The following is a 12,405-nucleotide window of genomic DNA, read 5'->3' as shown; positions in this document are numbered from 1 at the left end:
AGCTATATGGGCATTTTCGGTCATCCAACCTTAATAGGGTTATAATTTTCTTTGAAAAAAAATGACTATCGCTACTGGTATCATTTTGAATTATCACATAAAAATAAACTTATGCTAGAGAAATCATCCAAAATTGTAAATATTGATAAATTAGGAGTTTGTTTAGGATGCGGGTTATGCCAAAGTATATGTGGTAAGGATGCAGTAGAGATGGAGCTAAGAAGTGATGGCTTTATTCATCCTAATGTGAAAAAAATTTTACCTGAAAAAGAGGCAATTATCGAAAGAATTTGTCCTGGAATAAATGTAATTAATGACATTAATTTTGGCCCCAATGAAAGTATATGGGGGCACATTGAGAGCTTGTGGTCAGGTTTTTCTTTAGATACTGAAATTAGGACAAAAGGTTCTTCTGGTGGAATTATAAGTGGGTTAGCGATTTATGCTTTAGATAGTGGAGTGGTGGATGGAGTAATGCAGGTAGGGGGTGATAGTGCAGATTATGAAAGAAATACACTTAGAATATCTACTACACGTGAAGAAGTATTAGAATGTGCTTCATCTCGGTATGCTCCTGCTCACATATTTAACGAGATCTTCGATATCCTAGATAAAGATTCGCAGAATTACATGTTTGTTGGAAAACCATGCGATATATCTGCATTAAAGAATTTTCTTGAGGAATTTCCAATATATAAAGATAGATTTAAATTGACTGTTTCGATTATGTGTGCAGGTATGCCGTCTTTTCAAGGAACTTCAGATATAGTCGATGCTTTCAATGCAAAAAGGCCTATTAAAGATTTGGTTTATAGGGGCAATGGTTGGCCAGGTTATTTTTCTTTTCGAGATAATACAAGTACAGTCTACAGAAAAACATATAATGAATCATGGGGTACAGTGCTAAATAAACACTTGAACCTAAGATGTAAACTTTGCCCTGATGGTATTGGAATTCAAGCAGACATAGCTGTTGGGGATGCTTGGGAGACAAAGGATGGATATCCTGACTTTACTGAAAAGGATGGTCATAGTTTGATTATTTCTCGTTCATCGCAAGGTGATTTAGTTCTTAAGAATGCTGAAAAAGATATTAAAATTGTATTAGAACCTCTTTCTATAAATAAGATTCAATTGATGCAACCTTATCAATATAATAGAAGATTGAAGATTGGAGCAAGAATCTCTGCATTTTTAATTTCAAAGAGGAAAAAGCTGAATTTTAAAAATCTAGGAATAGCAATCAACTTAAGAAAAGTCCCTTTTTTGGTAGCGCTTAGAGAATTTGCTGGAACTTATAGGAGGATTTAGTCTATAATTTATGTTTAAAGTACTTAAACTATTTTAATATTACTTTTATTTAATTTAGTTATAAATACATTTCAATTAAACATATTAATTAATACTACTTAGTAATTTTTAAGGTTTTTCTCATATATAAAATACAATACTTCATAATTTGTTTCCATATTAGATCCTTCTAAAGGGTGCTACCTGTGTTATATTTTAGGGAGTTTCTTAAGCACTAAGAAATTAGGCGTCTTTCCCCTGCTAGGTCCTTATCCATTTGATAATTTCTAAGTTAAATTTGACTGGATCTTTGGAATACTCTTAAATTGTCGCAAAATGAAGTTGTATTGTTTATATATGAATGTTATAATTTCATGATTTGTCTTTTATGGGGACTGTTATATTAATTTCATTCGCTTTTATAATTACTATTTTCTCTGAGTGAATTTGTAAAATGCTAATTCGGTATATTAAAATAATCGTCTTTATTTTTCCGATAAATTATATCTTGTGTCTTGTTGATTAATTGTTGATAATTTTATTTATAAAAGTAAATAGGTCTAATAATAATTTTAGAAATGTCGAGCAATATTCTAGTAAATTTGTATTTTGTTTTACCGAAATTATTTAGAAATACTTTAACCAAATTTATACTGTCAAGGGAAGGTGGTTATATGTATTCTAATACTATTAGAACTATTTATAGTAAGGAAAGGAACGTTACAATTGGATATGGATCATATGGTGGATGTTTTTCTAAAAAAAATATACCTAGTGGGGTAACATTTGGAAACTACTGTTCCATCGCTCCTGAAATTAGAATTTTTAGGGCAAATCATCCAAAAGAAAATTTCACCTCGCACCCGTTCCTTTATAACCCTATTGCTGGTTTTGTTAAAAAAGATATGTTAGATCGACCTAGTCTTATTGTTGGTCACGATGTGTGGATTGGAGAGTTGGCTATAATTTTACCAGGTGTGAAAAATATTGGAAATGGAGCAATTGTGGGAGCTGGTAGTGTAGTAACAAAAGATGTTGATCCTTATCAGATTGTAGCTGGTAACCCTGCGAAGGTTATTGGAAGTCGATTCAACACAAAAATAGTATCTTCTCTTGAACAAACTCAATGGTGGAATTTTTCTAAAGATGAATTACTCAATCAGGTTGATTATTTGAAAAATATTATTCGTACAGATCAAAAGTAAATCCTCAGAATTTCCATTAGTAGATGAGTAGTAAATACGTAATTAGTTCTTTTGCTTGGAGTACTAGTGCCAAGTTGTTTGACGCATTAGTTAAGTTTATATCTGTACCTTTACTCTTAGACTTTTTTGGAAAATCAAATTTCGGTCTAATTTCTCTAGCCATATCTGTAAATGCCTATTTGCAGTTGTTAGATATGGGAGTGAATACAGGAGCAATTAAATTTTTTTCAGAGTGGATTTCTCAAAAAAAGTTTAATCTTTTAGACTCTGCTGCTAGAACTAGCATTTCATTTTATGCTATTATTGGTATTTTAAATACTGTTGTACTTATCTGGGTTTCATTCTATGGAATGACTATTTTTTCTATAGATATTCAGCAGGCTTTAGCATTAAAAAATTTATTTCTCATTCTAGCAGGATTTACAGTAATTAATTGGTCTACTAGTGTGTTTAATCAATTAATTATAGCTAATCATAATATAAAGTTTATACAAAAAATAAACATTCTAAGGTCTTTTCTTAATTTATTAATTATAATTATTACCTTAAAGTTTGATTTAAATTTAGAATTATATTTTTTCTTATTTTGTGTAGCTAATTGTTTTATGATTTTTCCATACTACTTAGAATGTAAAAAATCAGGACTTATTTTTGGGTTTATGCCAAGAGGAGACTGGCATAACTTTAATGTTATTTTTAAGTATAGTCTGGCTATTATTGCCATGGGTATTTTTCAAATGTCAGCTACCAAATTAAGACCTATCTTACTAGGTATTTATTCTAGCAATGCAAGTGATGTTTTAGCTGAATTTAGAATTATGGAAACTATAACAATTTTTATTATATCAATTGGTGGTATGTTTATTAACATATTACTGCCAATGACATCAAAATTGCTTTTGGATAATGATAAAAATTCTATTTCTAAATTTGCATATAAGACTACTTTATTTACTTCCGTTGCATGTTCTATCTTATGCTTTCCATTTGTAGTAGGTGGTAGAGAGATTTTATTAATATATGTAGGCAAAGAGTATGCGGATTTGTATCCATGGTTAGTGATTTGGGTTATGACCATATTGTTTTATTTACATAATACTCCTGTAGCCACATTGATTTTGGCGAGTGGAAAAACCAAGATGTTGGTTGTTAGTTCAGCTATTGCATGCGTGCTATCATTATTGATTAATGTTATCTTAATTCCGTACTATGAGGTTGGTTCAGCCATCATTGGATATGGTGTCTACATTGTGATTCAAATGTCTTTTTATTATTTTTATTTCAACAATAAAGTTTTGGATATCAGCTCAATAAGAGTATTTACTTCCTTCATCAAACCTGTGTCTGTTGGTATATTTATGACTCTTATTGTTTTCTCGATAGATTTTGATTTTAGTGATATTTATCTTGCTTTATTAGTTAAAGAATTTGCTTGGTTGTTCGGCTTCTTAGTATTCTTGTTTATGTTTAAAATACTTGATGATAAAGTTATTAAAGCTGAGATTGGCAATATTATTAATAAATAATCAAATTTTTAATTTTAGTATGCTGTATAACGGATCAAATATTTTTTTTAGTCGATTTAAATTAGATTTATTTTTATGATTCCAAGAAGTTCTATTTTTAAGGTAAACAATATTAGTCATCTGTTTCTAATTATTTTTCCTGTTTTCTCATTTTCACTGTATTATTACGTTGGGTTTAATATTCAGGTAGCAAAAGCTATTTATTTTGGTTTCGTTATCATTTCTTTGTTGGTTGTTTTCCCTTTATTTCTCAAAAAGGAGTATCTATATGGAAACTTAATCTTAGATTTAATAATATTAATGATTGTTACTATTATAATATCTTTTTTATTTTGGGGTCAAGGTCTATTATTAGGATTTAGAAGTACTGCACCCTACTTAGCAATTATCTATTTTTTCTTATTATTAAAATTCTCACCTAACATTAAGTTTGTTGAAAATTTAATATGGTTTTTTTGTATAATCTATATATGCTTTTGGCTTTATGGTTTATTTAAGGCACCTGAGTTAGTTTTTGGTTTGGATGAGGATAAATTGACTGATTCACGTGGGATTTTTAGATTGTCTATTCCGGGAAGTGGTATTGTACATCTTAGTTTTTTTCTTGCTGTAAGTAGGTATGTTGAAACTAGAAAAATCAAGTGGTTATATATATTTAGTCTTTTGTTTATTGTGATTTTTCTTCATGTAATTAGACAGTATATTTTCTTTTCGTTTTCAGTTGCTATTATTTATATATTATTTAATACAAGATATTTATGGATAGGTATAGTTTTATCTTTAGTCTTTCTGTTAGTTGGGTTTAATTTTAATGTAGATTCTGATTCTGTATTTGGCAAATTAATTACTCTTTCAGAGCAGCAAGCTAATGATCAAAATAGTGGAGAAGAGAATACTAGAATTCAAGAATATAGATTTTTTTTTACTGAATACGATAACAATCCTCTTGGGATTTTATTTGGTAATGGAGTTTCTCATTCAGAATCTTCTTTTGGTAAATATGAGAGTAGAATTAATGAAGAATATGAATTTTATTTGAGTGATGTTGGCTATGCTGAGATTTTTATTAGATTTGGGTTATTCGGGCTTTTTATTTATTTATTTATATTTTATAGAATTATTAATCAAAATGTTCCTATCAAATATAAATATGCTAAATTATATCTTATTTTCTTAATCTTAACAAATTTATTATCATCATCTGTCACATATAGTGTTATAATGTTTAGTATATCTTTATATGTATTAGAGTGTACGTCTAAAACTTATCAATATAAATGAAATTTTCTATAGGAATTCCTGCTTACAAAGAGGCTTATTTAATAGAATGTATAAGTAGTATTCTTTCTCAGAGTTATAAGGATTTCGAGTTAATTATTGTTAATGATTGTTCTCCTCAAAATGTTGAAGAGATAGTGTTTTCATTTAGTGATTCCCGAATTAGATATTTTAGGAATGAAGTTAATTGTGGCGCTGAAAATGTTGTCGACAATTGGAATAAGTGTCTGGTTCATGCTACTGGAGATTTTTTTGTATTGATGGGTGATGATGACAAATTAGCTCCTTCATACTTAGAGGATTTTAATGATTTAATTAGCCGGTATCCAGCCTTGGATGTTTATCATTGTAGATCAATCATCATAAATGAGGATTCAATGCCTATTGATCTTACTCCTTCTTGGCCTGAATATGAAAATGTTTTAGATAATATTTGGCATCGAATTAAGTCTCTGAGGCAACAATTTATTTCTGATTTTTTGTTTAGGACAGACAACCTTAAAGAAAATGATGGTTTTTATAAATTACCTTTAGCCTGGGCTTCAGATGATATATCTGTTTACAGGGCAATTGGTGAAAAAGGAATAGCTCATCTTAATAAACCTAATTTTCTTTATAGAAGAAATAGTCAAACTATTTCTTCTGGTGGCAATAGTCAATTGAAAATGGAAGCACTTTTTAAAGAAAAATTTTGGCTTGAAAATTTTCTTGATAACTTAGACGTTAATTTAGATAATTCCTATTTTTTAAATACTGTTTTGAAAGAGGAAATAAATAAATACGTTAGGAAGAAGAAAATCAGGACTATAACAAATTCATATCAAACAGGATTTATTAAGAATATTCAATTTTGGTTTAATAGTCGTAAGGAGTTCAATATTTCATTTGCTGAGATAGTCTATTCAGTTATAGAAAGAGTTAAGCAAATTAAATCTAATTAGTGCTTGAATGAAACTATATGTGTACCCCCCCAAGGTTAGTGCTGGTCGGAATATTGTAAACAATCCTTATATTGAAAATCTAATTAATGGATTTGATTCTACATTAGTAGATGTTGTAAATAAGAATTCATTTGCTCATATTTCAATTTTAGATTTTATCAAGCATTTGTTTAAATTTGATGTTGTCATATTTAATTGGCTGGAAAATATTGGAAATAGAAAATTTGGATATTTTCAATTTATTTTGTTTTTATTATCTTTTTTAGTTCTTAAAATTAGAAAAGTTAAAATAGTATGGATAATGCATAATATTCATCCACATACTGGTGAGACTTATATTTCATCTTTTGTCAAAAACCTTTTATTTCGACACTCATCTTTAATTGTTACACATTCAAAAGAAGCTAAAAGCTATGCTCAGTTAAGAGCATCTTTACCTGAGAATGTTTTATTCATTAATCATCCGATAAAACATTCTACTGTTATTAATAATGAAGATTCCGCAAATAAAGATTTTGATTTATTGATATGGGGTTCAATTGATCCGTACAAAGGTGTCTTGGATTTTTTAAAATATTATAATTCTAATTTGTCTTACAATAGTTGGACTATAAAAATTGTAGGTAGGTGCAAAGACCCCTTTTATGAAGATTCTATAAATAGGTTTGTGGATAAAAAAGTTACTTTTGAAAATAGGATTATTTCCTTTGAAGAGTTACGAATATATATTAATAGGTCGAAGTTTGTTTTATTTCCTTATTTATCATCTTCAGTTTCAAGTTCAGGAGCTTTAATGGACACTATTTCATTTCATGGTTCCATTATCGGACCTAACAAGGGTGCGTTTTTAGATCTATCTATGCTCAATTTATGTTCTGTTTACGATACCTATGAGGATATTAATCATATTGTTAATAAGTTCCCTAAATTGTCAAAAATCGATTTTGAAAAGTTTATAAATGACAATTCGTGGAAAAGGTTTTGTGAAATCATTATTAATCATGTTGATTTTAATTAAATGATGATACTTAGAATAATAGTCACTATGAATCCCTCTTATGGTGGCCCATGTCAAGGAATAAGAAATAGTATTCCAGCATTAAAAAAGTTAGGTATTAAAAATGAAGTACTTTGTTTTGATAAGTCCTCTATTGACTATGGTTTGACGGATGATTTTGTAATTCATAAAATAGGGGCAAGTGTTAGTCCTTATGCATATAATTCAAAATTAAGTGAGTGGTTATTATCCAATTTAGCAAGATTTGATATTGTTCTAATTCATGGCTTATGGTTACATACTAGTTATGGTACATTTCGTACGTGGAACATGTTCAAAAAAAGAAATTCAGTTTACCCAGAATTGTATGTGATGCCTCATGGTATGCTTGATCCTTATTTTCAGAAAGCCCCTGATAGAAAATTTAAATCTTTTAGAAATTCTGTGTTCTGGCATCTATTCGAAAAAAAAGTTGTAAACGGAGTTGATGGGGTTCTGTTTACGTGCCAGAGGGAAAAAGAACTGGCTTGTAAATCATTCAAAGATTACCATCCTAAAAATGAAATTAATGTGGGTTATGGAATTCAACAACCTCCACCTTACATTAATGAAATGAAAAATGAGTTTCTTGAAATTTCAGGCTTAAAGGAAAATACTCCTTATTTTATTTTTTTGAGTCGTATTCATGAAAAGAAAGGTATTGATCTACTTCTTGATAGTTACACTTCTATTGTTAAAGAAAACAAGTTTGAAACCATTCCTAAACTCGTAATAGCCGGTCCTTTATCTAGTAAATATGCACAATCTATGAAAGATTCAGTTTCTGATCGTGATGATATTATTTTTACAGGTATGCTTCAAGGAAATGCTAAATGGGGTGCTTTATATTTGAGCGAAGCCTTTGTTTTACCCAGTCATCAAGAGAATTTTGGAATTGCTGTAGTAGAAGCATTAGCTTGCAGTGCTCCGGTTTTAATTTCTGATAAAATTAATATTTGGAAAGAAATCGTAGAGGGTGAGGGAGGAATAGTTAAATCAGATACAAAAATTGGTGTAAAAAACCTTTTGGAACAATGGTTGCAATTAAATAATAGCTCAAAAATTAATTACAGAAGTACTGCTGAGAATACTTATATGAAATATTTCACTATTGAAAAAGCTGCATTGCAGTTTATTAAGCAATTAGGGATCCAATGAATTCAAAAGTTAGATTAGATTTATTTGAATCATCTTTGGGTCTTGATCGTGGAGCAAGCAAGTTTAAAGAGACTGTTTGGTATATTTTTAAATGGATTATTTTTCTTTCTGCATTCCCCTTTCCTTCATCTTTAAAAGTTCAAATTTTACGTTTATTTGGAGCAAAAATTGGGTTTGGATTGGTCATTAAACCACGTGTAAATATTCATTTTCCGTGGAAATTGGTAGTAGGAGATAATGTTTGGATAGGAGAAGAAGCTTTTCTATTAAACTTTGAACTTTTAACAATTGGCAACAATGTTTGTCTTAGTCAACGGGCTTTCCTCTGTGGTGGAAACCATGATTACAGAGATCCTGCTATGAAATATAGAAATGGACCAATTACTCTTGATAATGGCTGCTGGGTTGGAGCCTCTGTTTTTGTTGGTCCTGATGTGGTAATTGGTATGGATAGTGTTATTGCGGCAGGTTCAATAATTACCAAATCTATACCAGAAAACAGTATTTTTAGAGGTAATCCTGCAGTTAATGTAGGTTTACGATGGAAATAATTTCTAACTTATTGTTAATGTTGAGACATCTTTTATTTTTCTTTATTCTTTTTATTTCATTTGGGAATTTGTTTGCACAATCGATACCTTCAGGCTATCCAGTTTATGAAGAAGCTATTCGTAGGGGACAGCTAATTCCAAGTAAGTCAGATTCTTTAAACCATTCCTTTCTGCAGCAGCCTGGTATAAAGTTTCCTAATGCTTCCTTCGAGAAGGATCTAACTTCCATCAAGTTGGGCGTAGTACCAATAAGATTATCTACTTTTCTAAATTCTTCCAGACCTTACTGGTATAGTCCTCAGGGAATGATCCCTGGAAAAGGTCTACAGGTTTATGCATCCGGTGGTGTATTCGCTTCCCATAAGTTTTTTGAAATTGATATTCAGCCTGAAATTAATGCTGCTCAAAATTCTTTTTATGAAGGTTATCAGACTCTAACTGGACCTAACGTTGATTTTTACTTTTTTCAGGCTTTGGCACGTGGAGATCAGCCTGAAACTTTTGGCGATGGTAGCTATTCTAGAATTGGATTAGGTCAATCTAAAGTTGTTGGTAAACTGGGTGCTTTTGAAGCTGGAGTATCAACACGAAATCTTTGGTGGGGACCAGGGCAATGGAATGCTTTAACTTTCTCTAATAATGCACCTGGATTCTTTCATGTGACTGCCGGTACGCACCGACCTGCTAAAACTTTTTTTGGCAGCTTTGAATTTCAATTGATTTCAGGTCTTCCAAAATCTAAAAAATTTGAACCATTTCAAGAAGATGATTTAAATAGTCGAGTAAACCAATTTAGAAATAGACCAAGGTATCTCAATGCGCTCACTTTTTCCATACAACCAAAGTGGATAAAAGGCTTTTCCTTTGGAGCCACACGAACTGTTCAGACATTCACCGATTCTGTTAGTACTAAGAAATTTATTGATGTTTTTCCTGTATTCTGGGGTGTGAGTAAGCAGCAAGTGGGATCTGATTTAGTTGGAGAATCAGATAGGGGAAGAGATCAACAGATCACGGTTTTCTTTAGACAGGTAATTCCTAAAGCTGGATTGGAGTTTTATGGCGAGTTTGGAAGAAGGGATCATGCACTAAACCTAAGAGATTTGACCTTAAGCCCGGCTCATTCTAGAGCCTATATTCTTGGCTTGAATAAGGTGTTCAATCTTCCCGGAGAGAAGTTAATCCAGGTTCGATCTGAAATGACTCAGCAAGCCCAATCAGTGAATTGGGTGGTACGAGCCAATAGTACTACTCCTTGGGGCACAAATGGGACCATAGGTGGATTTACCAATTGGGATCAGGCAATGGGCGTAGGTGCAGGTATGGGAGCAAATGTGCAGATGATAGAATTATCTTTAGTTGAAAATCTCAATAAAATTGGAATGTACTTTGAAAGAAGAGCGCCATTTGCTGACTTCTACGATACCGCTGACCTTGCCAAAAATGGTTATAAACCTTGGGTGGATTTCACAGCAGGTCCGGTATTTGACCATCAGTGGAAGAATCTGATTTTCTCAGGAAGGATGCTTTTTACCTATGCTTCCAACTACTACTGGTCCCAGGAGTTGGGGAGTCAGCGTGACGTCGATTTCCCGACTCAAAATAACCTTTTCTCCACCAGTACACAGGTGAATCTGATTTATTTATTCAAGTAAAATATTTTGTTGAAATGTTAAAACGTTAACGCTGAACATTTTTAACCTTTAACATTTTAACGCTTAACGACTTTCAACTTTTAACTCCTTACCCTCGACTTCGCTCAGGTTGACCAAACTGCGCTTTTAACTTAATTCATGCGAGTACTAGTTTTCGGAATCAATTATTCCCCAGATCTCACAGGTATAGGCAAATACACTGGAGAAATGTGTTCTTATTTGGCTAAGCAAGGTCATCAGCTGACCGTGGTCACAGCCCACCCGTATTATCCACAGTGGAAATTGGCAGATGGTTATCCCAAATATTCATGGAAAACTGAAATTATCGGTGGCGTGAGGGTAGAACGCTGCCCGCTTTACATTCCCGAGGATCCCTCAGCCAAGAAAAAGATCCTTCATGAAATCTCTTTTCTGGCAGGAATATTTCCAGTTTGGCTGAAAGAGATTTTTAAAAAGAAATACGATTATGTGATCTGCCTGAATCCTCCTTTTCACCTGACTATCTATCCGCTATTGGTGAAGTGGCTTAGAGGAAGTAAGTTGATCAGCCATGTGCAGGATCTACAGGTGGATGTGGTCAATGATTTAGGACTTATCAAAAATAAATCCCTAATCAACCTGATGTTTGCCTTTGAGAAGTTTTACTTTCAGCAAAGTGATGTTGTCAGTACCATCAGCCTAGGTATGGAGCGGAAAATTGCCGCAAAGGGAATCGCTCGATCCAAACAATGGCTGTTTCCTAACTGGGTCGATTCGGATTTTATTACCCCACTTTCCAAGGAAGAGTCCTTGAGACAAAAATTCGGATTGAACCTAACAGATAAGGTGATACTCTATTCCGGGAATATGGGGGAGAAGCAGGGGTTGGAATATATCCTGGATGCGGCATTGAGATTCAAGGGACAGCAAGACCTTCAATTTGTCATAGTAGGAACAGGTGGAGCAAAGAAGCGTCTGGAAGAAGCTGCTGCTGAGATGGAACTGGATAATGTTCGTTTCTTTCCTCTTCAGCCTTACGAAGACCTTTCCAGATTACTTGCTATTGCCGATGTGCATCTGGTTTTGCAAAAGAAAGAGGCTTCGGATTTAGTCATGCCCTCCAAGTTGACAGGAATTCTGGCTGCGGGCGGACTCGCTTTGATAACAGCGGTGGAAGGTACCAGCTTATACGATGTGGTGCACCAATACAATATGGGAGTACTGATAGATCCTGGATCCATAGAAGACTTATACCAAGGAATTGTTGCTTGTCTAGATAATGGGGACTCTGAAAAAATCAAACAAAATGCACGGGAGTACGCTCAAAATTTTCTTGCAAAAGATGCGGTACTGGGTAGCTTTGAGGAGAAGTTACTAAAGGGTATAAACCGCTAATCATTGATCATATGATTTTTTAAGTTTACAATAACCTGTAAAACAAGAAAAGGGAAGCTGCTGCTTCCCTTTTCTTGTTTCAACCCCATCTGTGGTTTAAGCTTGCATCTGGTCCAAGTCGTGAGACTTGGATCCAAAGTATTGCAGTTTTCAGACTGGCAACTGCTACCTGCTAATTCCGTTTTCATCTTGCTGGAACTGAATCTTCGTCTCCGAAAAATGATCTTGGTCCAGCGCTGGTGAACGAATACATCCTTAAAACCCCAGGTTGCGTCGTACCTCCTTACCTAGGGCTATAGAAAGGTTAGACCACTTTGTGGTCACTGGGTCATTCTGCATCACGCTGTTTCATTATTTAATACCAACTGGAAGGAACGTCATTAGTTAGAAA

General features: G+C 32.7%; 10 protein-coding genes. All 10 read left to right on the top strand.

Annotation, left to right across the window (positions count from 1 at the left end):
• The first annotated feature begins 111 nt into the window (after nucleotides 1–111).
• Nucleotides 112–1,311 carry a Coenzyme F420 hydrogenase/dehydrogenase, beta subunit C-terminal domain gene (locus AACZ87_RS06145; protein WP_339865817.1) on the top strand — a complete coding sequence of 400 codons (1,200 nt, stop codon included), beginning with the start codon at nucleotides 112–114 and terminating at the stop codon, nucleotides 1,309–1,311.
• A gap of 557 nt (nucleotides 1,312–1,868) precedes the next feature.
• Nucleotides 1,869–2,495, top strand: coding sequence for a CatB-related O-acetyltransferase (locus tag AACZ87_RS06140; protein WP_339865816.1), 627 nt, complete (start codon nucleotides 1,869–1,871; stop codon nucleotides 2,493–2,495).
• A 23-nt stretch (nucleotides 2,496–2,518) separates the two neighbouring features.
• Complete coding sequence (locus AACZ87_RS06135) at nucleotides 2,519–4,021, top strand: polysaccharide biosynthesis C-terminal domain-containing protein (protein WP_339865815.1); 1,503 nt, start codon at nucleotides 2,519–2,521, stop codon at nucleotides 4,019–4,021.
• A 75-nt stretch (nucleotides 4,022–4,096) separates the two neighbouring features.
• A complete protein-coding gene (locus tag AACZ87_RS06130; protein WP_339865814.1) occupies nucleotides 4,097–5,302 on the top strand; it encodes a hypothetical protein in 1,206 nt (401 codons plus the stop codon).
• The gene (locus AACZ87_RS06125) at nucleotides 5,299–6,240 is read left to right on the top strand and encodes a glycosyltransferase (protein ID WP_339865813.1); all 942 of its coding nucleotides are present in this window, start codon (nucleotides 5,299–5,301) and stop codon (nucleotides 6,238–6,240) included. The genes AACZ87_RS06130 and AACZ87_RS06125 overlap by 4 nt, the downstream gene beginning before the upstream one ends.
• A gap of 7 nt (nucleotides 6,241–6,247) precedes the next feature.
• Nucleotides 6,248–7,258, top strand: coding sequence for a hypothetical protein (locus tag AACZ87_RS06120; protein WP_339865812.1), 1,011 nt, complete (start codon nucleotides 6,248–6,250; stop codon nucleotides 7,256–7,258).
• A 27-nt stretch (nucleotides 7,259–7,285) separates the two neighbouring features.
• Entirely contained in the window at nucleotides 7,286–8,434 is a 1,149-nt protein-coding gene (locus AACZ87_RS06115; RefSeq protein WP_339865811.1) for a glycosyltransferase, read from the top strand.
• A complete protein-coding gene (locus tag AACZ87_RS06110) occupies nucleotides 8,431–8,985 on the top strand; it encodes a WcaF family extracellular polysaccharide biosynthesis acetyltransferase (RefSeq protein ID WP_339865810.1) in 555 nt (184 codons plus the stop codon). Before AACZ87_RS06115 ends, AACZ87_RS06110 begins: the two co-directional genes overlap by 4 nt.
• Before the next feature lie 17 nt (nucleotides 8,986–9,002).
• Entirely contained in the window at nucleotides 9,003–10,640 is a 1,638-nt protein-coding gene (locus AACZ87_RS06105; protein ID WP_339865809.1) for a capsule assembly Wzi family protein, read from the top strand.
• A 138-nt stretch (nucleotides 10,641–10,778) separates the two neighbouring features.
• On the top strand, nucleotides 10,779–12,014 hold the full coding sequence (locus tag AACZ87_RS06100) for a WcaI family glycosyltransferase (protein ID WP_339865808.1): 1,236 nt from the start codon (nucleotides 10,779–10,781) through the stop codon (nucleotides 12,012–12,014).
• The last annotated feature ends 391 nt before the right edge of the window (nucleotides 12,015–12,405 follow it).

This window comes from uncultured Algoriphagus sp. (genome assembly GCF_963974365.1).
GTDB lineage: Bacteria > Bacteroidota > Bacteroidia > Cytophagales > Cyclobacteriaceae > Algoriphagus.
Note: the sequence above shows the minus strand (reverse complement) of the source record. Positions and strands in the feature narration are given on the sequence as shown.